Raw genomic sequence first — 26,187 nt, forward strand, 5'->3', positions numbered from 1 at the left:
GAAATGGAATTACACATAGCAAAGAACACCCAGGAACTGAGTGAAAACCTGGCGGCCTGGATCAGCAATTACATCCAGGAAGTATTACAGGACCAGCCCATCTTTACATGGGCGCTCTCCGGGGGAAGTACGCCAAAGGCATTATACACGCTGCTCACAAAAGAGCCTTATAAGTTGATCATTCCATGGGAGAAAATTCACTTCTTCTGGGGCGACGAAAGGGCCGTACCTTTTGAAGATGAGCGTAATAACGCCCGTATGGCTTACGAAACCCTGCTGGACGTAGTAGGCGTACCTTCAGAAAATATCCATGTTATGCGCACGGATATCGAACCGGAAGCCGCAGCAAAAGAATATGAGTCTATCCTGAAGAAATACTTCGAAGACAGCGATACCACTTTTGATCTCGTGCTCTTAGGTATGGGCGACGACGGACATACCCTGTCCCTCTTCCCTGGTCTGCCGATCGTACACGAAAAGAAAGCATGGGTAAAAGCCTTCTTCCTGCAGGCACAGGATATGTACCGTATCACACTGACGGCTCCTGTCGTAAATGAAGCTGCCTGCGTGATATTCATGGCTACTGGTGCTGGTAAAGCCCTGACGTTGAAAAGTGTAATAGAAGGCGACTTCGAAGCTGAAAAATTCCCTTCCCAGCTGATCCGTCCACAAGATGGAGAACTGCACTGGTTTGTGGATGAAGCAGCTGCAGGTGCGCTGGAGATGTAAACAAAAGCAACAGGATAGTCGCTGACTATCCACTGAAATAACCAACAGAATAGGCTGTTTGCTATAGGGCAGACAGCCTATTTCTATTTACTGCAGGGCCTGACCTGATTGCTATCGCCGCATTCCCTGAATATACTACCGGTTCAGGTGCAGATGCTATTAGGAATTCAAACCCTGTCATTTTATATTTAAATATCGTTTATCAATCACGGTCTCTTACTATCAACTACTGTTATGAAAAAAATCATCCTCTATGCAGCCGCATTCCTTTTAGGCTGTGCGCCGCTGGCCGCTCAGCAATATTCCGCCGACTGGGCTTCACTGAACAAGCGTGGTATCCCTGCCTGGTTTAATCAGGCCAAGTTCGGGATCTTCATACACTGGGGGGTGTATGCGGTACCTTCTTTTGCAGTGGTCGGTCCGGGCGGTTATTCAGAATGGTATTGGTATCAGCTGGATGGTGCGAATGATGAAACGCATAAAAAAGTGCGTGCCTTTCATGATAAAAATTATGGGAAGGATTTTGGCTATCAGCAGTTTGAATCGCAGTTTAAAGCAGAGCTGTTTGATCCTGCTCAGTGGGCGGATGTCTTCAAACGCTCCGGAGCGAAATATGTCGTACTGACCTCCAAACACCATGAAGGCTATTGCCTCTGGGATAATAAACAGGCTGATTCTGTATGGGGCAGACCCTGGAATGCAGTAACCGGTACACCCAAAAGAGACCTGCTGGGTGACCTGACCAGCGAGGTAAGAAAAGCCGGACTGAAAATGGGCTACTATTACTCCCTATACGAGTGGTTCAACCCTCTCTGGAAGAAAGACAAAGCCAGCTACGTGAAAAACGTGATGACACCTCAGTTCAAAGACCTGGTGACCCGTTATAAACCTTCTGTGATCTTCTCTGACGGAGAATGGGAACAGTCAGACACCGCCTGGCATAGCGCGGAATTACTGGCCTGGTTATTCAATGAATCTCCTGTGAAAGATGAAGTAGCAGTAGATGACCGTTGGGGTAGTAATACCAGGGGACATAACAACGGCGCCACCTATCTGACCTCTGAATACGGCAGCGGTATGCAACCGGGTGTGGTATGGGAAGAAAGCCAGGGTATCGGTAATTCCTATGGCTACAACAGAATGGAAACGGTGAATGATTACAAGAAGAGCAATGACCTGGTCGTATTACTGGTGGATATCGTATCCCGTGGTGGTAACCTTCTGCTGGATATCGGACCCACTGCCGATGGTAGAATACCGGTGATCATGCAGCAACGCCTGGTAGATATCGGCGCCTGGCTGGAAACCAATGGTGAGGCAATCTACAATACGACACCCTGGAAAGAAACGCGTCAGTGGAGTGTGGGCAACCGTCCGGTGGTAAAGGAAGCCAGCTTTATGTCAGACTATAACGTTGCCAAGATGATAAAGCCTTCCAAAGAATACGCGCATATCGAGATGTTCTTTACAAAGAAGGACGATGCTTTATACTGTATCGCAACTAGTTATACACCACAGCTGCGTATTAAAAACTTTACACCCGCTAAACAGGCGAAAGCAGTTATTTTGGGTAGTGATAAAGCGATTACCTGGAAACAGCAAGGTAAGGATTGTGTTGTAGATTTGTCGGGCTTACGTCCGGGTGATCTTGGTAACAACCTGTTTGTCGTTAAGATCCAATAACTTAATCTCCCGCTTTAATAAAGCGTTTCACAAATATTTTCTGAGCGCCCTCGTATATCACACACAGGTATACGCCGGGCGCTATTCCTTTTAAGGAGTACGTCTGTCGCACACTGGTGAGTGGCCCTGCAAAAATGGTCCGTCCGGTCATGTCTGTAATCCGTAGACGGAAGTCGCCCAGTCTGTTGCTGATCAGTGTCAATTCCTGTCCTGCCGGTACCGGGAAGAGGTGGAAATCCTGGTTAATCAGCAGTTGTACCGATTGTATATCAGAGTAAATAATCCGTCCGTCTGTCAGCTCCAGTTTAACCCTGTAATAGAAGATGCCGGAACGCCCGGGGATGTCTTTAAAGATGTAAGTATCTTCCAACCCAATGTCCTGTGAAGAAAGGGTGACAAAATCATTCCCCTGCAGCCTTTCCCAGTAGACTTTCTTTATTCGCAGCAAACTACTCAGCACTACAGAAATATCAACACTGTTATCTTCCATTACATCGGCCAGTACCTGCCGGAAGAAACAACTGACGCCCTGTTGCTCATAGTTGTAGGTACTGCTCTGCATACCGGTCCATCCGTCTTTATGCACGGGGCGTATGGTAATAAAGGGAGCATGTAATTGGGTTTTAGGGATAGAGAGTATAGTATCACTGGTGAGTGTCAGCCGGGAGAGGGTTTGTCCTGTCACGGTCTGCACGTCATAAGCGCGGGCATTTTGTACGCCCCGCCAGTAGACCAGCAAGGTATCCGGACAGTTAAAACCGATATTGATGGCGACAGGTGGCGATATGTTGAAAGGAGGACTGATCCAGCTGGTATCGGCAGTGGTGATGCGCAATAAACCCTGACTGAATACAGCGGGTATATTCCAGCGCGTATTGCCTGCTGATAAAGGAAGATTGGCAGCGATGGTAAGCCAGGTAGCGCCACTATCGATACTGTAAGCCAGCGTCCCGTTTCCAGGATGCAGGGTGCGCCAGCGAACGGAAATATTGGTGCCTGAAGTGAGTTGTTCCCCTGCTGCCGGATATTGCCATTCAAAGGAAGATACCGGTACAAACTGATATGCCAGCGAGAAACGTTGTGTATTACCCGCGCGTAATTGATTGGCGCGTACGATCAATCGCCCTTTACCTGCTGCAGGCATATCGATGGTGATCTGTTCAATGTTATTCAGCGTATCCCGTCCTTTATAGGCAGGTTTCTTTAGGGAATCTGCATGTGGATAAGTACTTAATACCCAGGGGAGATGTTGCTTTCCGGTTTCTTCTACAAAAGAAACATCCAGGTCATTGAGCAATGCTTTTACAGCCAGTTCGGAAGCGGGGGGATCATTCCAGACGAGTGTCGCTTTTAAACGGGCTGTGTTTGCCGGAATAGTCAAAGTGAAGCTGGCGGTATTATCCGCAGCAACTACACCGCTGATTACATGCTTGTCTTTTATGGTTTCCACAGCGGCCAGTGCATTCAGGATGCCAAAACCACTGCTATAATCGGGGCCGGGTGTACCGGTATCGTCTGCACTATTGATCAATATTGCTTTCACCATGGCTGCGGATGGTCGGCTACCATATGTCTGCATATAAGCTTCCTGTACCAGCGTGGCAATACCCGTGGTCGTTGCAGCTGCATCAGAAGTACCTGCTTGTCCGAAAGCAACCACCTGTGGCGCAACACGGCCGTCAAAAGCAGGTCCTTTGGAACTCAGTGCGGGTACAAAGTAATTGGTATCTACGCCACCTGCTATGAGTACATTCTTGGATTGTTTAAAAGTGCCACTCAGATTAGCATATCCTGTTAGCCCCTTATACAATCCTTCCTGTGGCGCCGTATTGCCGATATTACCGGAAGAAAAGACATGTAAGAGTGTGTCCAGTGTAAAAATCTGCGCGTCATAGGCGACTGCTTCTGCGGCATATTGATTTTCGATGGTGGTACCATAGGAGTGATTTTGCAGACTGATACCTGCATTTTTGAAGTAGTCATTAGGATCGGGCAGGAGGCGCAGGTAGTCAGAGGAACTAAGCCTTGCTTTGATCGCTACGCCTTTTCCTCTTAGTCCTGAATTACCGGTTCCTGCGATCAGGGTGGCCATCATGGTCGCATGTGGATTCAGGGTATTAGCCGCCAGGGGAGAAGGAACCGATTTCCCCAGCAGGTCGATATCTGTTGTGTCAAACAGTTCTTCCTTGATGCCCACTATATGATGCGCTCCCTGCAAAGTGGGATATTGCTGCTGTAATGCGTTTATAAAGTCAATGGAGGGTAATGCGTTATTGATAATCACCTCTGTATGTGGTGTACGTAATCTGTCCGCAAAACGCACCTGTTCCTGTGCGGTAAACAATGCCCACGCTTTCTTTTGTACGACCGCTAATGCTACCCGGTAATCCGTTGCAATACTAAAAGGACGGCAATAGCGTAACTGCCGGATATCCTGTGTATAAGATACCTGTACGCGTATGCTATCCTTCAGTGCGGTTTTACTCAGTTCCTGTACCAGCTGATCACTACATTTCCAGTTATAATTTGCTTTATTGACAGAGACGACTTTTTTCGCCTCCGCAGTATCAAATCGGACATCCTGCAGGATGTGGTGTTCACTGCTTAATGAGCGGACGAGTCCATGTCTGGACAGCACTTCATTCCCCGGAAAATGGTTGAATCTGACCAGGAAATAGGGCGAAGCGTTACCGCTAGTATCTGCATACAGGATACTGATACTGTCAATGCGCAGACGGTCCTGTGCAAATAGTTGAAATACAATGCATAGGTGAAGTAGAAAGAGTAGACTGAATTTCAGCAAGCGGGCATTCATGGATGGGCAACAATTTTAGTTTTGGTCGACAGAATGAATGTAGGGAAAAAATTAGGAATTAGGAATTAGGAATTAGGAATTCGTTGGAACAATGAGGTTCCTTGAAAGCGAAAAAGAGCACTTCGGATACAGAAGTACTCTTTTTCGTTGTTATTAATCTTAAAACTGATACAGCAAATAATCTTCGTAGAAGACTATTACTCACCAATTCCTAATTCCTAATTCCTAATTCGTAATTCCTAATTCGCGCAGCGTCAACTCCATTTATCAATGCTGATCGTTTCCATTTCACTGCTATTCAGCAAAGACCCTACCTGCATACCTGGATAGATCTCTTCAAAAGTCTTTACCTGGTTCATAAATACACGACGGGAAATGTGACTACGGGTGATATGGTGCGGTGTGTCCAGTCCGGCGGCAGCAGCGAGTTCGATCGCGCTTTCGATGGTATCCTGGTGATAGTTGGCCACACGATGTTTTTTATCATCTACTACAAGACCAGCCATCAGCCATTTGTCCTGTGTAGCCACACCTGTCGGACACTTATTGGTATTACATACCAGGGCCTGTATACAACCCAGGGCCATCATCATCGCACGTGCACTGTTGCAGGCATCAGCGCCTAATGCTATTGCACGGAGCAGATGGAAACCGGTGAGTACTTTACCGGATGCGATCAGTTTTACCTTATGACGGATGTTGTAACCTATCAGGGTATCATGTACAAACGCCAGCGCATCCATGAGTGGCATACCTACTGAGTTAGAGAATTCAGGAGGCGCTGCACCGGTACCACCTTCACCACCATCAACAGTGATAAAATCAGGATAAAAGCCGGTTTCCAGCATTGCTTTACAGATAGCATGGAATTCTCTTTTCTGTCCGATACAGAGCTTAAAACCAACAGGTTTACCATCGCTCAGCTGACGCATACGGGAGATGAACTGCATCATCTGTCTTGGAGAACCAAATGCGGTATGATAAGGTGGTGAAGCAACGGTCGTATGCGGTTTTACGTGACGGATCGCTGCTATCTCAGGGGTGTTTTTGGAGGCTGGTAATATACCGCCGTGTCCAGGTTTTGCCCCTTGTGATATTTTCAGTTCGATCATCTTGATATTGGGAAGTGCGCATTTTTCGGAGAACAATTGCTCGTCAAAATCACCATTTGCATTACGACAACCGAAATAACCGGTACCGATCTGCCAGATGATATCACCGCCCTGGTTCAGGTGGTGTTCGCTGATACCGCCCTCACCGGTATTATGTGCAAACCCGCCCAGTTTGGCCCCTCCGTTCAGTGCTTCCACCGCATTGGAACTGAGGGAACCGTAACTCATAGCTGAGACGTTCAGGATACTGGCAGAATAAGGCTGTTTACAGTCGCTTCCGCCAATGACTACCCTTGGGTCTTTATTCATACTTTCGAATGCTCTTGGCGCAATGGAATGCGCCATCCACTCGTAACCTTCAGCGTATACATTAAATTGGGTACCAAAGGGTTGAGAGTTCAGTTCCCTTTTAGCACGCTGATAGATCGTGGAACGGTCCACACGGTTGATCGGACTACCGTCGATGTCGCTTTCTACAAAATACTGATAGATTTTCGGACGGATGTCTTCCATAAAATAGCGCAGACGACCCACAATCGGGTAGTTACGCATAATGGCATGTCTTTTTTGGGTGATATCCACCAATCCGGTGATAATCAATGGCGCAACCGGCACCAATAACCACCATGCCCACGGGAAAAAGTATCCCAAACCGGTTATAAAAGCCAGGCTGACTAATGTAAAAGCAATAAATCCTTTCATATATAAGCTCCCTTTAATAAGGGGCTAAGATAGGAAAAATCAGATCAGCTTACTGTCCTTTAACACAGTGGTTATCTTTATGATGATTTCATTCTTTGTGTTTTCGAAAGTGCGTATATCCTTATTGATGATCCAGCTGGAAACAGTGACTTTCAGGTTGGCCCCGTCTATATTTGAAAACCATATATCCGGTTCCCTGCTCTCAGACAGGTTATCCACATCTTTCAAAGCAGTTGCGATCAGCTGTTTTATCTGTGGTGTATTCTCATTCGCTGCCGGTACATTAAACGTGATCTCTGCTCGTCTTTCCGGTGTAAGCGAGTGATTAATAATAGGTTTCTGGAAAATCTCCTTATTGGGAATAATGACATGCAATCCGTCCATCGTGCGGATTAGTGTGGATCGCAGCTGTATTTCCTCCACATTTCCGGTAAAACCATTGGTTTCTATCTGATGACCGACCTCAAAAGGCCGGCGGAAAGTGATAAAGATCCCGGAGATGAAATTTGCCGTAAGATCCTGAAAAGCAAAACCTAAAGCCAGACCAATGATACCGGCGCCGGCAAGCAGGGAAGACACGGCCTTTTCCAGTTTCATGACATCCAGGGCGACAAACAAACCGATCAGCGTAACCAGTACGGATATCAGGTTGGCAAATAATCCGCTCAGGGCCGGCGTATGCGATACCTTTAGTACGAACTTATATACCAGCAGCTTAATCAGTCTGGCCAGGAAAAAGAAAGCAATCACCACCAATGCGGCGACGGCCATATTGGGTAACATTTTAATCCCTGCGGCTGTCCATCTGTGCAGTTTATCAAATATCAGATCTCCCCAGTTCGTAGTATCGGTATTCATAATGAAGCAATTTTAAATGAGTAGATAAGTATGCTATCGTAATAACTGTGCCATCCGGATAAAAAGCGTAAACTGCGGAAAAACTTACACGTTATCCGTTTGTTTTAAAAGGGTATCGCATTATCTTACAGAGATTAACTTCTTTCAGCTTATGCATTTTCGCCAATTATTACTCGCATGTGGACTATTCGCCGGAGCAGCAGCACCGGTGCATGCACAGGCGCCATTTGACGCCTCCAGGATTAAAGTTTCATGGGAAGTCGTGGAGAACAATCACCAGGGGAAAGCGCAGTTCTTATCTGCATTTACGTTGGTTAACAACAGTAAAGTTCCCTTCCCAGCACAGGGCTGGCAATTGTATTTCAACTTCGTCAGGTCTATTAAACCAGGCCCTTTTGCAGGAGGGGTGACTGCCGCACATGTAAATGGCGATCTGTATAAACTGGCGCCCGTAGCTGCAGGTAAAGGAATTGCTCCCGGCGATTCCCTGCGTATTGAAATAGTGGCAGATGCCTGGGCCGTGAATTTCACTGATGCGCCGGATGGATTGTACCTGGTGTGGGACAAAGAACCTGGCAAAGGATATCGTATGAATCCGCTGGAGGTGCGTCCTTCCACACAACCTAAACAATACCTCCGTTTCCCGGGCGATAAAACTGCCCTGACCACTGCGGCAGATGTATTTGAACAGAATAAGGATATCAAAGATATTCCGGTGGCACAACTGCCGGCAGTATTCCCCACTCCGCAGGAAGTGATCCCCGGTACAGGTACTTACACCCTGCAACCTGGTCTGCATATCAGTGCAGCGCCCGCTTTTGCAAAAGAAGCGGCTTACCTGGCAGGTGAACTGAATACGCTTTTCGGTACTACACCCGCTATCGGAGAAGGTAACGGGATCGCTTTACAACAGGACGGCAGTCTGGCAAAGGAAGCATATACGCTGACGATTACCACCGACGGCATTGTCATCAAAGCAGCTGATGCCGCAGGTATCTTCTATGGTATACAGACCCTGAAAAGCATCCTGCCTGCTAATGCATGGGCGGCTAAACAAAAGACAATATCTTTAGCTGCTATTCAGGTAAAAGATGCACCGCGTTATCCTTACCGTGCCTTTATGCTGGATGTAGCGCGTAACTTTCACAGCAAACAGGATGTACTGCGTCTGTTGGAGGTAATGTCACTCTATAAACTGAACGTACTCCATTTCCATCTGACAGATGATGAAGGCTGGCGTATTGAAATACCATCCCTGCCAGAACTGACACAGGTAGGTGGCCGTCGCGGACACGGTGTAGATGAAAAAGAATCCCTGCTCCCATCTTATGGTTCCGGACCTGATGTAAATGATCCTGCAGGCAGCGGTTTCTTTACGAAACAGGACTTCCTGGAAATCCTGAAATATGCGACAGCCCGTCACATCACAGTGATCCCTGAAATAGAAACACCTGGTCACGCCCGTGCTGCGGTGAAAGCAATGGAAGCGCGTTATGCGAAATTCCAGGCACAGGGTAAAACAGCAGAAGCGACACAATACCTGCTGTCTGATTTTCAGGATAAATCAGTCTATCATTCTGTACAGAACTGGAATGACAACGTGATCAACGTAGCCTTACCATCTGTATATACTTTCCTCGATAAAGTGGTGGAAGAGTTGCAGGCGTACTATAAAGAAGCCGACGCTCCGCTGGAATATGTACACATGGGTGGGGATGAAGTGCCAGCTGGTGTATGGCAGCAATCGCCGGTAGTACGGGCGCTGATGCAGCAGGACAAATCCATCAGAAATACAGATGACCTGTGGTACTATTACTACGGCAAAGTATACGATCTGCTGAAAGCACGCGGACTGAAACAATACGGATGGGAAGAGATGGGTATGCGCAAAACGACTGTTGGTGGTAAACCACACAACATTCCAAACCCTCAGTTCAGCAACAACGAATTCATGGTGGATGTATGGAATAATGTCATGGGTGGCGGCGCAGAAGATCTGCCTTACAGACTGGCAAATGCTAACTACAAAGTGGTATTATCCGGTGTGAGTAACCTCTATTTTGACATGGCTTATATGAAGAGTTTTGAGGAACCAGGTTTCTACTGGGGAGGATTTGTGGACATCGATAAACCTTTCTACTTCATACCGGAAGACTATTACAAAAACTCTAAAGTAGATGCACTAGGCAATCGCCTGAATCCGGCTATTTTCCAGGGAAAAGATAAACTGACTGCTTATGGCGCTGAGAATATCGTTGGTGTACAGGGGCTGCTGTGGAGTGAAACAGTGAAAAATTCCGACAGAATGGAATATATGATCCTGCCGAAATTATTCGGTCTGGCAGAACGTGCATGGGCAAAAAATCCTGACTGGGCAATTGAGAAAGACAGCGCACGCAGTGAAGAACTGTATGGCAAAGCATGGAACAATTTTGTAAACGTAGTTGGTAAAAAAGAACTGGTAAGACTGGATCATTACAACGGAGGATATAACTATCGTATTCCGACACCGGGTCTGAAGCTGAACAATGGTAGTGTGGCTGCAAATATCCAGCTGCCTGGTTTCACCATCCGTTATACGACTGATGGCAAAGAACCTAACAGCAAGAGTAAGGTGTATACCGGTCCTGTTGCAGAGAAAGGTACCCTGAAGTTCAAAGCATTTGATACCCGTGGAAGAAGTAGCAGAACAGCTACAACGGTGAATCCGCTGAGAGCGCAGACATTGTCTACCGACGGGGGGAGGAAATAAAAATTAGGAATTAAGAATTAAGAATTAAGAATTAAGAATTGCATCGTATTGTGTAACTCGCAAGCAATACTAAGTTAATAAAAAAGAGTGGGGCGTTTCTTAACTGAGGCGCCCTGCTTTTTTTAAGGAGGTCCTGATTTTCTTAAAAAACACTTAAAACAATAATCCTTAATTCTTAATTCTTAATTCTTAATTCTTAATTCTTAATTCTTAATTCTTAATTCCTAATTCTTAATTCCTAATTCTTATTTGTCGGCTACTTATATTAAATTTGCATAATAAATGGGCAAGCTCCCGCCTGAACCTACTACAACACCACAACATAGCCACTTTAAAATCAGAAGTATATGTCAAAGATCATGATAGCTGTTGATCTTAGCAGCTATTCTGCAGGCGTTGTAGCTGCAGGTATAGAATTGGCCAGAAGTTCAAAAGCTCCGGTAGTATTATTGACCATCCTGGATAAAGCAGGAGAAGTAGTGCCGCTCATAGAGGCTGCAGGCGCGAGTTCAGACGAACTGGCCGCCCATCTGAAACAGGTAGTATCCAGCCTGGAAGTTTACAAAGACACTTATCCCGACGTAGACATTACAGTCAATGCCGTACTGGGTTCTCCCAATGAAGACATCCTGGAACAGGTGTCAGAGCAGGGTATCAGCACCCTGGTAATGGGTACGCATGGTCGTACAGGGCTTGATCACCTGCTGATCGGCAGTACGGCAGAGTTTGTAATCAGGCATTCCCAGGTGCCTGTACTGGTGGTTCCATACAAGCGTTCAAAGCATTAAAATCTCATTAAAGTAGCCGTCCTGCGGGCTTCGCCGTTCAACTTACACGTAGTTTTGTTGTTAATGTTTCTGTAAGGAGCATTTTTACAATTAACTATAACCTGTAATGTATGGCGTTGAAAGATAGATTGAAATTAGGACCCCTACTGAGAAAACTGCATTGGAAAGAATTGTTGGCCGTATTGTTTATCCTACTGGCGATTTACTTCTTCCGGCAGCAAAGGCATGAATTATATTCGCTTGGACCTGCCATAGAACGGGCTGACCGTCTTTGGGTAATCATAGGCGTCCTGCTGACGGGAGGCTATATTCTGTTACAGGCGTTAATGTACAGATATAGCTTCCGGTCAGTTGGAGGCCAGCTCGACCTGAACCGCGGAACGGAATTGTTCCTGAAAAGAAACCTGCTGAGTATTTTCCTGCCTGCGGGTGGGGTAAGTTCCCTGGCTTATCTGCCACAGAGCCTGCGTCGTAGTCATATCAACAAACAGCAGGTACACCAGGCATCCGGTATCTATGGTTTTACAGGTATTTTCTCCGTTTTCCTGGTAGGTATTCCAGTGGTAGGATATGCTATCCTGCATGATGAATCTATGGCGGAAGCTGTAGGCGGATTGATCGCCATCTGTGCCGTACTGGGAGGCGTTGTGTGGATCGTGCGTTCTATACAACAGCGGGGCGCCGCTTACAATCTGCTGGCAAAATATCTGCCTAATGCGGTACGCCATGTGGACGAGATCTTCGCATTTAACCTGGATCGTACTTCTTTTATCAATACTATCCTGGTATCAGCAGGTATTGAAATCGTAGGGATCGCACACCTGTATATCAGTATGAAAGCGACAGGCGCAGTTCCATCCCTGGAGGCTGCCTGTGTGGGATATATCGTGGCTACGATCTTCCTGATCGTATCGCCGTTTTTACGTGGTCTGGGAGCGATAGAATTGTCGCTCGCTTATCTGTTGACCAATTATGGCTTCTCTTCGCTGCAAGCGCTTGAAATAACCTTATTATACCGTCTTTTTGAATTCTGGCTGCCATTGGTAGCAGGGGTTGTGTCTTTTATCCTGAAAGGGAGGCATTTACTGCTGCGTTTATTACCGCCGGTGCTGATCTTTCTGCTGGGGATGGTAAACATCTTTTCTGTACTGACGCCTCCTTTACGTGGCCGTCTGCGATTGCTGCGCGCGTATATTCCTATTGAGAGTATTCATGCTTCCAACCTGCTGGTAGTTTTCCTGGGATTGATATTGCTGGTGACGGCTACCTTCCTGTTCAGGGGACTGCGCAGCGCCTGGATTGTTGCTTTGTCGGTATCGCTGTTGTCAGTGGTTGGACATATCAGTAAGGCACTGGACTATGAAGAAGCTGCCTTGGCGATGGGTACAGTAATTACATTGATCATCACCTCCAGCCAGTATCGGGTTAGAAGTAACCGGCAACTGGTCAATATCGGGGTGATTACGGCCATTTCTACTTTACTGGTCGTCTTGTTTTTCGGGACCATCGGGTTCTATTTCCTGAATGCCCGTCATTTTGGGATGGAATTTACCTGGTCACGATCGTTGAGAGCTTCTTTCCATGGGTTCCTCTTGCTGGAAGACGACGGACTGAAACCGATGACACGTTTCGGACGCGAGTTCCTGAGCGCGATCAGGGTGTTGGGTGTAGGCGCCTGGGCCTTCCTGTTTTACACGATCATCCGTCCTTATCTGCCGGCAGGCAAGCATACTAATGCGGCGCTGGAAAAAGCGCATTATTATCTGAGTCAGTATGGTAGTTCTGCGATGGATCATTTCAAAGTGGGAGATGACAAGTTGTTATATGTGTCTGAACAATACCAGGGTTTTATTGCCTACCGCATCGCAAGCAGTTTTGCGATCGTGCTGGAGGAACCGGTATGTGCAGAAGAGGTGAAGTTGCCATTGCTGCAGGAATTTGAGCAGCAATGCCGTACAATGGGGCTGAGACCTGCTTTTTATCGGGTGGATGAACAGAGTATGTATTACTTCGAACACCTGCGTAAAAAACGCCTGTTAATAGGGCAGGAGGGTATTGTAGATGTAACGGCATTTACGCTGAGTGGTAAGGATAAGAAATCCTTACGTAATGGGTTAAACAGTCTGGCGGCAAAAGGATATGTGACGAAGATGCATTCCGCACCATTGCCACCGGCATTGGTACAGGAATTGAAGGAGATATCAGACGAGTGGCTGGCGCAATATGAAGTAAAGGAAATGACGTTCTCCCAGGGATTGTTTGATGTAGATGAAATCCGTGAGCAGGATGTAATTACGGTGACGGATGCAGATGGAAGGATTGCGGCCTTCCTGAATATCATTCCTGACTATGCACCCGGTGAGTGTACGTATGACCTGATACGCAAACGTACCGAAGCGCCGGGCGGTTGTATGGATGCGCTGATCATTGCGCTGATACAGGATGCCAAAGAGAAAGGTTTACAATATCTGAATCTTGGTCTGGTACCTATGTCTGGTATACAACAGCCGCAGAATACTGCCGAACAGGTAGTGAAATTTGCTTATGAAAAAATAAAGGCTTTCCGTCATTACCATGGATTACGTGAGTTCAAAGAAAAGTATGCAACGGAGTGGTCCAATAAATACCTGGTATACGAACATGACTTTGATCTGATTCAGTTACCAGGTGCGTTGAGTAAGGTGATGAGAGCATAAATCGATCATACAATGAGTGGAAGAAAACATCTGCTGTTGCTGCTGGCTATATTTGCCGGCGCAACAGCCTTGAAAGCACAGCAGCGGGATCTGAGTAAACTACCGGTAACAGTAAAGGTGCCGTCAACAGGAGCGGCGGAGCACCCGGTGGTATTTTACATTACCGGTGACGGAGGGATGAAGAAGTTTTCTGTGGATATGGTGAATACGCTGGCTTCGAAGGGATATCCTGTTATCGGACTGAACGCGCTGAAGTATTTTTGGAGCAAAAAGACGCCTGCACAGGCTGCGGGAGACGTAGCTGCTCTGATGCAGTATTATAGTACACAGTGGAACAATCACTCGTTTTTGCTTATCGGCTATTCAATGGGAGCGGATGTGCTGCCGTTTATATATAACAGTTTGCCGGCAACCTTACAATCACAGGTACAGCACCTGGTATTTATGTCACCTTCTTCCAGTACGGATATGGTGGTGCATTTATCTGACATGCTGGGCAAGACCAGTACACCGGGTAGTATGAATGTGCCGGCGGCGATGAATACCATTTCCGGCAAACCTTTATTGCTGATTTTTGGTCAGGATGAAAAGGACTTCGACAGTAAATCCCTGACGATTAACAATTACAAACAACTGGTATTACCCGGAGGTCATCATTATAATGATGATGCGGTAGGGGTGGTGCAACAGATCCTTTCGCACTTGCTTCAACGTTAAACGACCCTCTTCGTTTAACAACACGTTAACGCCTGTCTATTTTCTTGCTAAAACGTTCTACTGTAGCGTAAATCTAATGCTTTCATACACATGAGCTTATGTGTAGCGGGCGGGATAATTTTATTCCGTTAACATCTTATTAACTAATTTCTGCGACCTGAATTGTAGTATTACAACGTAGTGATGCAGCAGAGAAATTAAGGAAATACCACTATTTGTCAGCCATGGATATAGCCCTCAGGTATCTACCTGAGAGTTTTTCACATACGGATGAAGGTTACAGCTATTTTGGATAAATATATTATACCGAAAGATATTGCCCCGGTTGTGGAACAGTGAGGTCGAAAGCCGTGGTAGATAAGACTTTTAATGGTTGGTTTTTGATGAATACTCCCCAGGTTTCAACCGGGGGAGTTTATTCTTGCTGTAGAAATAACAGCAGCAAAAACCAATCGGCCTGCAACAAAATAGCAGTAGTTTTTTTTAGCTTGCAGAGTGGCTATCCTTTGTGGGAGATGAGTTATGATCACATACCCTCAAAATATATATTGTTTATGAAAATTGCACTTATGACTGCCATAAAAGGCAGGCCCTGTTTGTATGATCCGGGTCGAATGACACCTAAAGAATATGCCTTTACGAGTATAATGTTGACAACATAGCAACCAGTAATTGATACAAAAAGACACATACACTATGGCTACTCACAACATTAGCCCGGAGAAAGCCGACGCGGTGAATAAAGATCAGCGAACTACTTGTTATTATTATTTCTTTTCATTGTAAACCCCACTATGCCAGCATGCCTAAACGTTATTTTGAAAGACTGCAGACCATTGATTATCTGATAAGAATCAAAGGAACCGGAAAGCCCGCCCATCTTGCAAAGAGGCTGCGTATTTCCGAAAGAACGCTATTTGAATTTCTTAAAATGATGAAAGAGCTTGGTGCTCCGATAGCTTATGATCGCTACAAGGAAAGTTATTATTACTCGGAAAAAGGAGGCTTTAATATCCGGTTCGTCAAGAACCTGACGCTTGCCATGGTAGCAATCCTTGGAATGTTTACGGACGTTTCTTTGTTGTTGCCGTAACGCATTTTCCACCTGCGCTGAATTTTATTTTGCAGGGGATTTCCCTTGCCTGGACGGAATTGCTGCGGAGTCTGATACTCCGCAGTTAACTCCGTATTAACTATTGTATTAACAAGGGGTTAACTCTAGCTGCCTGAATCCTCTTTACCTTTCCTGCCTATATCTAAAAAGATTTTTTTTATACTACTTTTCTCATAAGACGGTTTAGATTTCATAAGCTTCTGTACGCAGGTTTCTATTCAGTTACCTGCCGGTTTTAAAACTGTATGCTATTAAAAACAATTAATCCCTGTAAAAGCACATGAATAAACACCAGTCCGCATTCCATATTTATTCCAAAGGACAGCGTGTCCGCATCCCCGTTCGTGAATTGCAATTTGTAGAAATCCGTGCAGACGGCTGTGTACTCCACCTGACGCATTCACACATTATTTCCGAGGAAACACCAGAGAGGATCTGGTCATGCCTGCCACAGGATGCTTTTGTGGCGGTAAGAAGGAAATTCATGATCAATCTTCACTACATCTCCGGTATCTGTGATCAGTATATTCACATGAACACCGGGCTGATTACCCAGCGGGACAGACAAACAGGCAAGATCGGTTCGCATTGGTTACAGCCAGGGCGTGTTGCTTAACAGCGGTTATTGTCGTATCAAGATGATGAAAGTTTCGCTGTAACGAATTGATTATATAGCAGTTACAGGTGTTCTTCGATCAAAATGAGCCTAAGAGCTTCATCTTCATCCTGATATGCACTTATTCTTCGTATTACAACGAAGAAACATCGTTACTACGCCGTTATTACTACGTTCATGAACGGAGCGCTAACGGCATAATAACGGTATAATGGCGATATAATCGAAGACATTGTTGAATGATGCCTGCAAACATATTTACAGAAAATATTTATGCGAACACTGACTGATCAGCTAATAATAAGCAGCAGCATACACCTTGTGTACGTATTGAAAACAGCTGGTATTTGTTGTTAGGAAACGTAAAAATAAAGGCCCTTACCAACTGATGGGTAAGGGCCCTGAACATTCACATGTCAACCGTTGCGGATTTCAGAATGGCAAGAATAAATCTATACCGCAACAAAATAAAATCTTTTGATAATCAGCACTAAATGGGGCTACTGAGATCAAAACTAGATATTAAATTCGGAATCCATGGTTAACCGATTGTTAAGGTCGCGTTCAGTATCTGTTCAGATTTCTCGTGACTTACATATTGTTGCAGTCTCTTACATTATTGCTGGTCAGTTTCTCAGTATTTACCTGTAAATTGGTAGTATAATGTTTCCGCGTTACACCTATGTCAAGCTCTGCCTGTAAAGAATATCCACCTTCATTTTTGGATAATTTTAATATTGTATAATTTGTTTATTAGTATTTATTGAAAAATCATATACTTATCCGATTGACTACTGGCGGTATTTGTATCAAATTTGTTTCGGTATGTGAAACCATCAAATCCAGCCATTTTTTCCATTTTTGGCCATACTTATTAGAAGAGTTACCAGGACTTACAGTTACCGGAGAAGGTTTCGCAACATATTCAAACCCAAAAAATACATTATGAAAAATGTGAGGCCTAATAACGTTGGGCAGGCTGATGAAGAGGGTGCTTTAGAGACAGAAGGACAAGGCGAAGCCAACCAACTTGTTCAACAGCTGGCAAAAGATATAAGCAATATAATATTCATGGATATGGATATTCCGGGATTAACACCAACCGAAGCCGCCAGCATATTAAAAGCAGCCTACCCGGAAATGAATATTGTACTGTATAGTGTTCATGGGAAAGAGTTGTCTGTCTCCAACGTACATCCACGTCAGGTTACTCCTGAACCGTCAGCTTCCCTGACTAATGTTTTTTCCCAGGTATATGAAGCCGCGATGCAAACTAACCTGCTCGCCGTGCAGAAGGTACTCGCATTTTTTAACCGTAAAAATGCCGGTAGCCAGGACCACCGTTATGGATTGTCACCTCGTGAACTGGAAGTACTCGATTGTCTTGTAAATGGAGATACCTATAAAAAAATCGCCGAACATTGCCATATCAGCGTAGGCACCGTACGCTCCCACATTATGAATATATACCGTAAGCTGGATGTAAATTCCCGGTCCGGCGCTATCGTGAAAGCCATGCAGGAGCGACTGGTTGGCAGTTGAGGTCGTTTTTTCCCTCTCTTAACTTTTATTTCCCCATTTTGTTATATAACTGGAACATGCTATTTTAGATCAGACCTATTGTCTGATTGAGCTGCTTTATCACCACTTTACATTTTAGTTGCTGTAGTAACCCGCAGTACCCCTGACATGCTGTACAGCGGTCCTTTGTCCGTTTACCCATACCATCTTTGTCGTATTTAAAACAACAAACTAAACGCTAGAACAGTCAGCATTGAAAGATTAATCACACCCAAGCAAAAATCATCGTTATGAGAACTAATGGTACAAAAACAGCGGGCATATTGCTGTTGTTGTCACTGGCAGTGGGTATCACCGCCTCCGCACAGCAATCGCCTGCACCAGGAAGCAGCGCTGTCCCCAACAGCATGGCAGAACAGGAAGGCCCCGTGAAAGGAACAGTGAAAGACAACAATGGCGTAGGCCTTATCGGCGTGACCATCCGTGTAAAAGGTACTTCGACAGGTACCACCTCGGGAGCGGATGGCACCTTTACTATCAACCTTCCCGCAGGAAAAGATACCCTCGTATTTTCTTATCTCGGTTATGTCAGCCAGGAAGTAAAGGCCGGCGCTGCACCGCTCAATATCATACTCAGGACTTCCGAAAGCCAGCTGGAACAGGTCGTAGTCGTAGGTTATGGTACCCAGCGTAAGAAAGACCTGACCGGGTCGATCGCTTCTGTCAAAGGGGAAGACCTGCTTACCCAACCCGTACAGACGCCCACACAGGCAGCCCAGGGCCGTATAGCCGGGGTGCAGGTAATCTCCTCCGGACAACCCAATTCCCAGCCCCAGATCAGGGTACGTGGTACCGGTTCCGTACTGGCAGGCGCCAACCCGCTTTATGTAGTAGATGGAGTACTTACGGACGATATCCGGAATATCGCTACCGCAGACATCCTCACCATGGACGTGCTGAAAGACGCTTCCGCCGCTATCTATGGGGTACGTGCTGCCAATGGTGTCATTATCATCACCACGCGCAAGGGAAAGGCAGGTACGCCACAGGTAAGATATGACGCTAACGTGGGCTTCAGGGAAGCTGCCAGCCTCGTAGAGATGGCCAGTCGCGACCAGTACATCTCTTACCTCACAGATGCAGCGCCTGGTAAAGATCCTGTTAATAACCCATATGTATACAACGGTAGGACCAACTGGTACAATGAAGTGCTCCGGAAAGCTTTTCAGATGAACCATAATATCTCCGTATCCGGTGGGTCTGAAAAAAGCACCTATTACCTGAGTGCGGGATATATCCAGGAAGATGGTATCATCCAGACCAACAATTTCAAGCGTTTCACCTTCAGGGCCAATAATGACGTCAATATCACGGATCAGCTGAAGTTTACTTCCATGATCTCATATTCCCGTGCTATCTCCCGGGATGTGGAACTCGGAGATACTTACCGCAATATCTACAGGGCAGCGCCCATTGTTAAGGCGCTTGAAAATGGCCGTTATGGTAATACCTCCGGATGGGCCAACGTGGGTAACCCGCTCCTGGCTATCAACAAGAGAAATGATGGTCGCGGGGAAAGCCGTCTGCAGGGAAACGTAGCCCTGGAATATTCCCCGGTGTCTTCCCTGAAACTGCGTTCCGGTTTTAACGCCGATCTCAAATTCGGGAATGACCGGATCTACGCCTACCGCTTCCTCAATGACGACGCCACCTTCCTGGTAGCCGGTGGTAACCAACAAAACCAGAACAGCCGCCTCACCCGCGAAGAATACCGTTCACAGGGCTGGATCTGGGATAACACGATCACATTTGATAAAACATTCGATAAACACTCCCTCACATTACTGGCCGGTTCGGTAACGGAAGGTTTCTACAGTACCTCCCTCAAAGGGGTACGTATCAATGTGCCGGAAGCAGAAGACCTCTGGTACCTGGATCTGGGCGATCCCAATGTACAATCCACGATTGCTAACGTCGGTGATAAATATGCCCGTCAGTCATTTGTAGGTCGCGTGAACTACGGATATGACGGCCGCTACCTGTTAAGTGCCTCCATTCGTGCTGACGGTAGTTCTAAATTCAGCGAACGCTGGGGCTATTTCCCGACCGTCGGACTGGGTTGGGTATTGTCAGAAGAAAGTTTCCTGAAAGACAAAGGCGTCTTTGACTTCCTGAAACTGCGTGGTAGCTGGGGTAAACTGGGTAATGACAACATTCCTACCAATGCCTATATCGCGGTGACCAGCGTTGATGCACCCTACGTCTTTGACGGTACGGTCAGTTTGGGGGGTGCCCTGAAAGAAGTGAAAGACCCTTTCCTGAAATGGGAAGCCACTACACAGTATGATGTCGGTTTTGAATTTGCCTTGCTGAAAAGCAGATTGAGTGGTGAGATCGATTATTACAATAAAAAAACCACAGATGCACTGGTGGTAGTGAATACCCCCGCCATTCTCGGTGACCAGGATAATTCCTACATCACCAATGCAGCATCTTTCAAAAACCAGGGCTGGGAAATATCCCTGAACTGGAAAGATGATATCACCGATGACCTGAGTTATACTATTGGCGGTAATGTCACTTTCAATAAAAATGAACTGACAGGTCTTAACGGCGGACAGGCATTACAGGGTGGTAATGTCGGTCAACAGAGCTTTGTAACCCGTACAGACAACGGACATCCTGTTGGTAGTTTCTATGTAAGAGATGCCATCGGCATTTTCCAGAACCAGGCTGAAATTGATAATTATAAAGGCCCTTCAGGGAATGCGATCCAGCCAGGTGCTGCTCCCGGTGATCTTAAATACCGCGACGTAGACGGCGACGGTGATATTGATGATAATGACAAGATCTATGCAGGTTCTTTCCAGCCTAAATGCTTCTTTGGCTTTAACCTGGGACTGAATTACAAAGGGCTTGATCTCAGCGCCAATTTCTATGGCAACGCCGGTAACAAGATCTATAATGGTAAGAAGGCGTTCCGTTTTGATCCTGCGGATAATATAGAAGCTGATTATGCGAGCAAACGCTGGACAAGCACCAACGCTTCTACGACAGATCCGCGGCTGATCACATCTGGTACGCCTGCCTCCACTTATTTCGTAGAATCAGGCACTTATGTGCGTCTCAATAACCTTATGCTCGGATACACCTTCTCATCCAAAACAATGAAGCTGATCGGTATCAACAGCTTCCGCATTTACGCTACTTCGCAGAACCTGTTTACGCTGAAGAAATTCAGTGGTTTCAGTCCGGAGTTGCCTGGTGGTACGATTGATGACGCCAATGCGACCAACAACAAAAGCGGTATCCTGGATGCCGGTATAGAACTGAGTGCGTATCCAACTACCCGCACGTTTGCACTGGGTGTCAATGTCTCATTTTAAAACGGAACAGCCATGAATCTTATACTGAATTATAAAAAAATAGGGTGCTGCCTGATCGTACTGATATTTACAGGCATCACTTCCTGCGATAATTACCTGGATGTAAAACCGCAGGGACAGATAGACCAGGAAGCTTCTGCATTGGATCCTGCCACTGCACAGAAACTGGTGATCGGTGTCTATAACACCATGTGGGAAGGCAATATGCATGGTTTCTCTTATGTGGGGATGACCAACATTGCTTCTGATGATGCAGATAAGGGCAGTAACAGCGGGGATGATATGCCGAATTCCGGCGCCCTGGATAACCTGACAATGGATGCATCAGTCAATACGCTGAACAGTATCTGGAGTACCTTTTATCTGGGCGTAGCCCGTGCTAACCAGGCATTGTCTACACTGGAAGGCAGCACCCTGGATGAAACACTGAAAAATCAGCTGATAGGGGAAATGCGTTTCCTGCGCGCTTATTTCTACTTTGACCTGGTGCGTTTCTTTGGAGGTGTACCCAAGATAGACAGGGTGATCACGCCACAGGAATCGAATAGCGCTGCTTTTCAGACGAAAGCCAGCGTAGATGATATTTATGCGTTTATCATCAGTGACCTGGAATTTGCCCTGGCTAATGTAGCCGCAAAAGGACAGGCAAATACAGGTGTTGGCAGGGCCAATAAAGCAGCGGCAGCCGGTATGCTGGCGAAGGTGATGCTGTATCGTCAGAACTGGCAACGGGCTTTTAGTCTGAGTGATTCCATCGTTACACAGAAACTGGGTACTTATGGTTTACTGGACGACTATTTTCAGATCTGGAGAGAAACCGGCGCTAATAGTATTGAGTCTATTTTCGAAGTACAGACTGGAGAAAACTCCGCCTGTGAAGCCGCAATTGCCAACTATGCAGAATGTCAGGCGCCACGTGCAGGTGGTAAGTTCGGCTGGGCAGATCTGGGCTGGGGATTTGGTACGCCTTCTCAGAGTCTGTCAGATGAATATGAAGATGGCGACCGCAGAGAAGCTGCGACCATCATCACTATTCAGCCGAACGGCACTTTCCTGTGGGATGGTTTCCGTATACCCGGCAGAGACAGTGTGGAAAACGCCCGTTATAACTACAAATCTTATCACAGCCAGAGTGCAGAAGCGAACTGTGGAAACAGGGGCCGGTTGCCTAAAAATCTGCGTATACTGCGTTATGCTGAAATATTGCTGATACATGCAGAAGCAGCGCTGGCATTAGGTAGTGGAGGAACCGCTGCAACTGATATCAGTGCCTTACATCCACGCGCTGGTTTGGGTCCGGTGACAAGCGTTACCCGGGAATACATCTGGCATGAAAGGAGAGTGGAGCTGGCCATGGAACATGACCGCTTTTTTGACCTGATCCGTCAGGATGCACTGGCGCCTGGCAGAGCAGCAGCTGCATTTACAGCCCATGGGAAGACCTTTAATCAGCGTAATAAGGTATTTCCTATTCCGCAGCGTCAGATCGATCTTGGAGCCGGCAATCTGAAGCAGAATGATGGTTACAACTGATTAGGAATTAGGAATTAACAATTAGGAATTAGGAATTGATTGGTAAATGTCTTTATTCGCACTTACAGGTAGTTTGTTATTCGAGGCTGATTGTAATGTAAGAAAAGCTATACTTATAAATATGGCTAACCAATTCCTAATTCCTAATTGTTAATTCTAAATTCTATTCCCAGAAGCCGGCAGGTTTGATCTGTGATGCGCCTGATTGCTTCAGCAGCTTGCGCGTCTGCACAACGAGCCTGACTTGTCCGGCCACATAAAACGTTGTATCCTGTAAAGGCAGTTCGTGTTTTGTCAGCCACTCAATAACGCCGCTAGTGTAGTTCAGCAGCGTCGTTACGGGCATTTGCAGTAGTTGTTCCGGTAAGGGCTGGTGATGACAGATCAGTGTGTGCAGCTGTTGCCCTGCGCCTTTCCTGGAATGTAGTGAGGTGAAATGACCTACCGCGCTTGCATCACCGATACACACCAGGTGTGTGGAAGCAGTGGGTTGATGAAATCCGCCGCCCGGACCTACATAGAGTGTGGTATCTCCAGGTTGTAATTGCCTGGCCCAGTTGCTGCCTGCACCTTCATGGCCGATGTCGATCAGCAATGTAGCCTGTTGTTTTGTTTCATTCCAGGCAGCTACCGTGTAGTCCCGGCAGTTAGATTTATCTACTTCAAATTTCAGGTGCTGACAACTGCGCCATTTCAGGGCATCCGGCAGTTGTAAAGTGACTGCGAGCAGGTTGTTGGCAATATATTCTGTTGCAATAACGCTTGCAGTTTTTCCCATCCTGGCCATAAAAAAGGCCTGGGCTTTATCTTTCAGGTATGACATAATGCAAAAGTAGTCCGGTGTAAAGTGGTGCTGATTATACTATTCCGGGTGAGATAGATACTTTTCCCGGACTTTATCTCTGAAGGCCGCAGGCGTATCACCCGTATGCTGTTTGAAGAAACGATTGAAGTAAGACACCTCGTTAAATTGCAGGTGCCAGGCTATTTCTTTGATACTTTCTTTTGCGTGCAGCAGTAGTCTTTTCGCTTCCAGTACACGCCTTTCATTGAGATGTGCGGAAACGGTCTGCCCTGTATGCAGTTTGACAACTTCATTCAGGTGATCTACGGATACATGCAGGGCAGCCGCATATTGTGCGGGTTTGGTCCATTCCAGAAAGTGTGCGGACAACAGGCTACGATAGCGTTGCAACAAGGGAGGACCGGACTGCCTATAAGCGCTGGCATGACGATACAACAAGGTGATCAGCAGCGACAGATAATGTTGTAACATCGCCACATATTGTGGTGTCTGCTCTGTGTATTCCCGTTGCAGTTGTGTGATGATAAGACATGCCTGTGCAAAATCTGCGTCAGAGAGGTGTACAGGCCCGGATGGAAGTGTGGGAAGATTTACTTCCTGATGTAGTAGGAAATCGGCCGAAAATGCGACTATAAACCCCTTTCCTGTATAATCCCGCCGGGGTTCATGTACCTGACCAGGAACGATCAGCATCATTTCACCGGCTTTCACGGTTATGGGTTCGAAATCCAGCATATCAGTGGTTTGCCCTTCTGTGCAGAGTGCCAGCATGTAGTAGGAATGCCGGTGTATGCCCAAAAGATGTGCATGTCCTGCCGCAGTATGAGCGCTAAGCTCTCCAACGACAAAGGGAAGGCCTCCCGGAGCGAAATCTTCCAGCTGATAGGAAACAATAAAAGGAGCAGATGCGGGCATAGTCAGGTGCTTTGCTAATAGGTAGACGAAGCAGCCGCTGATAAATTGTATGCCGGGGATAATAAAAAAAATATCTCCAACCCCTTGTTTATTAACTATATTATGAATAAATTTAGATTCCTATGCAAAAACACATAACCTATGAAATGGATTGAAGAACTCAACGTTATTTACCAAAAGCTCGGCGCTATTGGTTTTGAAGAAGTGAAAAAAGAAATTTTAAGAGCCCAGATGAGCGGGCACGGTGGAGAAACCTACTATCTTGTTCTGCAACAGCTCATTATGATCAAAAAAGATAAAGTACAGATCTACGAACTGATTAAAGGGGAAGTAGAAAGCATTATTCACTTTAGCAAACATATGATCCACCTGAACTAATAGTTCAATTCCTCCTTCAGTCTGGCTGCTTTCCAATGTACCGTGGAGTTTTCCGGTATCTTGAGCACCCATTCCAGGCATTGCTGTTTATCATTTTCACGGATATAACTTAATGCCATGTAGAAGGCGGCGTCATATCTATAGCTGGAGTTGCTGTTGTATACTTTTTTAAGATCAGCGCGGGCTTCTCCCAGTTTTCCCTCGTCTACAAGGCTGACTCCCCTGTAGTAACGGGCAGTTGTATGTAAGGAGTCCCTAACTATTACCTGATTCAAAAGACCGATCGCTTTATTGAAATGACCATGATTGAAGGCTGCTGCTGCCTGATGCATCAGTAGTGCGGTATCCTGTTCCGTAGACATATGATTGGCATGTACCATTTCCGTTCCTGAAAACTGACGGTAGATATCTTTATGCCATGGGCTGAGGAATAGAAGTCCTGCCAGACCTGCACCTATTATAGCAGTGATGATCACGTAGATACTCACTTTGCTGTTAGGGCCTTCTTTGGTATGAAACCAGCGTTCCCGCTGATCGGCGATCATTTCTTCCAATTCTTCCCGGGTGTTGTCCGCACCCTGCTTGGTATGTGGAGCAGCTAATGCTGCCTCTATGTATTTGATATGCTGTTCATCCAGGCCGGGAGCGGGCACTTCGGGATGAAATGACATTCCTTTTGTAGGCGCTTTCTGCATGAGGTCCTGTTTCCATTTCAGCTGACAGGCGTACATGAAAAAAGGCTCAAAACGATTTGTAAGGGTTAATTTATGAAGATGAGCATAATCGTAAAGGGCGATTAATACATCTTCGAATACATTGGCTGCTTCTTTGATGTTGCCACCCCAACCTGTCACCATATGTTTTACCTTGCGGGCAAAACGCTTATAGATCGCGTCAACAATTGCAGGGGAGCTGTCTAGCAAACCGTCGATGTATTCATCGTCGTTATTTATAATCCGGCTGGAAACCATAATTTGCTATGTCTGCTACTGATATTAAAAGTATTAAATCACTGGTCAATAGACAAAAATATTAATACAATGCCTGTGCCGAAAACCGCACTGGGA

The 26,187-nt window shown here is 46.2% G+C and carries 18 protein-coding genes; 12 read left to right on the forward strand and 6 right to left on the reverse strand.

The features are described 5' to 3' along the window. The first annotated feature begins 3 nt into the window (after positions 1–3). A complete protein-coding gene (gene pgl / locus CPIN_RS07445; protein WP_012789155.1) occupies positions 4–729 on the forward strand; it encodes a 6-phosphogluconolactonase in 726 nt (241 codons plus the stop codon). 234 nt (positions 730–963) lie between these two features. Further along, entirely contained in the window at positions 964–2,412 is a 1,449-nt protein-coding gene (locus CPIN_RS07450; RefSeq protein ID WP_012789156.1) for an alpha-L-fucosidase, read from the forward strand. 1 nt (position 2,413) lies between these two features. Here CPIN_RS07450 and CPIN_RS07455 read toward each other — a convergent pair whose 3' ends face one another. From CPIN_RS07455 to CPIN_RS07465, 3 genes are all read right to left on the reverse strand, one after another. Then, a complete protein-coding gene (locus CPIN_RS07455) occupies positions 2,414–5,227 on the reverse strand; it encodes a S8 family peptidase (protein WP_012789157.1) in 2,814 nt (937 codons plus the stop codon). Positions 5,228–5,481: 254 nt separating this feature from the next. After that, positions 5,482–7,041, reverse strand: coding sequence for an FMN-binding glutamate synthase family protein (locus tag CPIN_RS07460; RefSeq protein ID WP_012789158.1), 1,560 nt, complete (start codon positions 7,039–7,041; stop codon positions 5,482–5,484). 39 nt (positions 7,042–7,080) lie between these two features. Beyond that, positions 7,081–7,899, reverse strand: a complete 819-nt coding sequence (locus CPIN_RS07465) for a mechanosensitive ion channel family protein (RefSeq protein ID WP_012789159.1) — start codon at positions 7,897–7,899, stop codon at positions 7,081–7,083. A 151-nt stretch (positions 7,900–8,050) separates the two neighbouring features. On the opposite strand from CPIN_RS07465, the gene CPIN_RS07470 reads away from it, so the two are divergent. The 9 genes from CPIN_RS07470 to CPIN_RS07510 all read left to right on the forward strand — a co-directional run bounded on the left by CPIN_RS07470 (position 8,051) and on the right by CPIN_RS07510 (position 23,022). Further along, the gene (locus tag CPIN_RS07470) at positions 8,051–10,651 is read left to right on the forward strand and encodes a family 20 glycosylhydrolase (protein WP_012789160.1); all 2,601 of its coding nucleotides are present in this window, start codon (positions 8,051–8,053) and stop codon (positions 10,649–10,651) included. A gap of 347 nt (positions 10,652–10,998) precedes the next feature. Beyond that, a complete protein-coding gene (locus tag CPIN_RS07475) occupies positions 10,999–11,439 on the forward strand; it encodes a universal stress protein (RefSeq protein WP_012789161.1) in 441 nt (146 codons plus the stop codon). A gap of 110 nt (positions 11,440–11,549) precedes the next feature. Then, positions 11,550–14,135: a phosphatidylglycerol lysyltransferase domain-containing protein gene (locus tag CPIN_RS07480; protein WP_012789162.1), complete on the forward strand. Its 2,586-nt coding sequence runs from the start codon at positions 11,550–11,552 to the stop codon at positions 14,133–14,135. 12 nt (positions 14,136–14,147) lie between these two features. Continuing rightward, on the forward strand, positions 14,148–14,852 hold the full coding sequence (locus CPIN_RS07485) for an AcvB/VirJ family lysyl-phosphatidylglycerol hydrolase (protein ID WP_012789163.1): 705 nt from the start codon (positions 14,148–14,150) through the stop codon (positions 14,850–14,852). Positions 14,853–15,654: 802 nt separating this feature from the next. Further along, positions 15,655–15,945 (forward strand): hypothetical protein, encoded by a 291-nt coding sequence (locus tag CPIN_RS07490; RefSeq protein WP_012789164.1) that lies wholly within the window; start codon positions 15,655–15,657, stop codon positions 15,943–15,945. 301 nt (positions 15,946–16,246) lie between these two features. Next, positions 16,247–16,582 (forward strand): LytTR family transcriptional regulator DNA-binding domain-containing protein, encoded by a 336-nt coding sequence (locus tag CPIN_RS07495; RefSeq protein ID WP_012789165.1) that lies wholly within the window; start codon positions 16,247–16,249, stop codon positions 16,580–16,582. Positions 16,583–17,527: 945 nt separating this feature from the next. Then, positions 17,528–18,124: a response regulator transcription factor gene (locus CPIN_RS36425; protein WP_012789166.1), complete on the forward strand. Its 597-nt coding sequence runs from the start codon at positions 17,528–17,530 to the stop codon at positions 18,122–18,124. Between the two features lie 269 nt (positions 18,125–18,393). Further along, entirely contained in the window at positions 18,394–21,489 is a 3,096-nt protein-coding gene (locus tag CPIN_RS07505) for a SusC/RagA family TonB-linked outer membrane protein (RefSeq protein WP_012789167.1), read from the forward strand. Positions 21,490–21,501: 12 nt separating this feature from the next. After that, positions 21,502–23,022, forward strand: coding sequence for a RagB/SusD family nutrient uptake outer membrane protein (locus CPIN_RS07510; protein ID WP_012789168.1), 1,521 nt, complete (start codon positions 21,502–21,504; stop codon positions 23,020–23,022). 163 nt (positions 23,023–23,185) lie between these two features. Here the strand turns inward: CPIN_RS07510 and CPIN_RS07515 are convergent, their stop codons facing one another. Further along, entirely contained in the window at positions 23,186–23,845 is a 660-nt protein-coding gene (locus tag CPIN_RS07515) for a siderophore-interacting protein (RefSeq protein WP_044218082.1), read from the reverse strand. 39 nt (positions 23,846–23,884) lie between these two features. Further along, on the reverse strand, positions 23,885–24,742 hold the full coding sequence (locus CPIN_RS36430; RefSeq protein ID WP_012789170.1) for an AraC family transcriptional regulator: 858 nt from the start codon (positions 24,740–24,742) through the stop codon (positions 23,885–23,887). Between the two features lie 141 nt (positions 24,743–24,883). On the opposite strand from CPIN_RS36430, the gene CPIN_RS07525 reads away from it, so the two are divergent. Then, positions 24,884–25,120, forward strand: coding sequence for a hypothetical protein (locus tag CPIN_RS07525; protein ID WP_012789171.1), 237 nt, complete (start codon positions 24,884–24,886; stop codon positions 25,118–25,120). Here the strand turns inward: CPIN_RS07525 and CPIN_RS07530 are convergent. Beyond that, on the reverse strand, positions 25,117–26,043 hold the full coding sequence (locus CPIN_RS07530; RefSeq protein ID WP_148230521.1) for a tetratricopeptide repeat protein: 927 nt from the start codon (positions 26,041–26,043) through the stop codon (positions 25,117–25,119). The two genes, CPIN_RS07525 and CPIN_RS07530, sit on opposite strands and share 4 nt — an antisense overlap. Between the last annotated feature and the right edge of the window lie 144 nt (positions 26,044–26,187).

This window comes from Chitinophaga pinensis DSM 2588 (genome assembly GCF_000024005.1).
GTDB classification, from domain to species: domain Bacteria; phylum Bacteroidota; class Bacteroidia; order Chitinophagales; family Chitinophagaceae; genus Chitinophaga; species Chitinophaga pinensis.

What these genes read in the sequence shown, in the direction of transcription:
- CPIN_RS07470 (WP_012789160.1), top strand. Translation starts at nt 8,051, where the DNA reads ATGCATTTTCGCCAATTATTACTCGCATGTGGACTATTCGCCGGAGCA.
- CPIN_RS36430 (WP_012789170.1), bottom strand. Translation starts at nt 24,742, where the DNA reads ATGCCCGCATCTGCTCCTTTTATTGTTTCCTATCAGCTGGAAGATTTC.
- CPIN_RS07490 (WP_012789164.1), top strand. Translation starts at nt 15,655, where the DNA reads ATGCCTAAACGTTATTTTGAAAGACTGCAGACCATTGATTATCTGATA.
- CPIN_RS36425 (WP_012789166.1), top strand. Translation starts at nt 17,528, where the DNA reads ATGAAAAATGTGAGGCCTAATAACGTTGGGCAGGCTGATGAAGAGGGT.
- CPIN_RS07480 (WP_012789162.1), top strand. Translation starts at nt 11,550, where the DNA reads ATGGCGTTGAAAGATAGATTGAAATTAGGACCCCTACTGAGAAAACTG.
- CPIN_RS07475 (WP_012789161.1), top strand. Translation starts at nt 10,999, where the DNA reads ATGTCAAAGATCATGATAGCTGTTGATCTTAGCAGCTATTCTGCAGGC.
- CPIN_RS07455 (WP_012789157.1), bottom strand. Translation starts at nt 5,227, where the DNA reads ATGAATGCCCGCTTGCTGAAATTCAGTCTACTCTTTCTACTTCACCTA.
- CPIN_RS07505 (WP_012789167.1), top strand. Translation starts at nt 18,394, where the DNA reads ATGAGAACTAATGGTACAAAAACAGCGGGCATATTGCTGTTGTTGTCA.
- pgl (WP_012789155.1), top strand. Translation starts at nt 4, where the DNA reads ATGGAATTACACATAGCAAAGAACACCCAGGAACTGAGTGAAAACCTG.
- CPIN_RS07525 (WP_012789171.1), top strand. Translation starts at nt 24,884, where the DNA reads ATGAAATGGATTGAAGAACTCAACGTTATTTACCAAAAGCTCGGCGCT.
- CPIN_RS07485 (WP_012789163.1), top strand. Translation starts at nt 14,148, where the DNA reads ATGAGTGGAAGAAAACATCTGCTGTTGCTGCTGGCTATATTTGCCGGC.
- CPIN_RS07510 (WP_012789168.1), top strand. Translation starts at nt 21,502, where the DNA reads ATGAATCTTATACTGAATTATAAAAAAATAGGGTGCTGCCTGATCGTA.
- CPIN_RS07495 (WP_012789165.1), top strand. Translation starts at nt 16,247, where the DNA reads ATGAATAAACACCAGTCCGCATTCCATATTTATTCCAAAGGACAGCGT.
- CPIN_RS07465 (WP_012789159.1), bottom strand. Translation starts at nt 7,899, where the DNA reads ATGAATACCGATACTACGAACTGGGGAGATCTGATATTTGATAAACTG.
- CPIN_RS07450 (WP_012789156.1), top strand. Translation starts at nt 964, where the DNA reads ATGAAAAAAATCATCCTCTATGCAGCCGCATTCCTTTTAGGCTGTGCG.
- CPIN_RS07515 (WP_044218082.1), bottom strand. Translation starts at nt 23,845, where the DNA reads ATGTCATACCTGAAAGATAAAGCCCAGGCCTTTTTTATGGCCAGGATG.
- CPIN_RS07460 (WP_012789158.1), bottom strand. Translation starts at nt 7,041, where the DNA reads ATGAAAGGATTTATTGCTTTTACATTAGTCAGCCTGGCTTTTATAACC.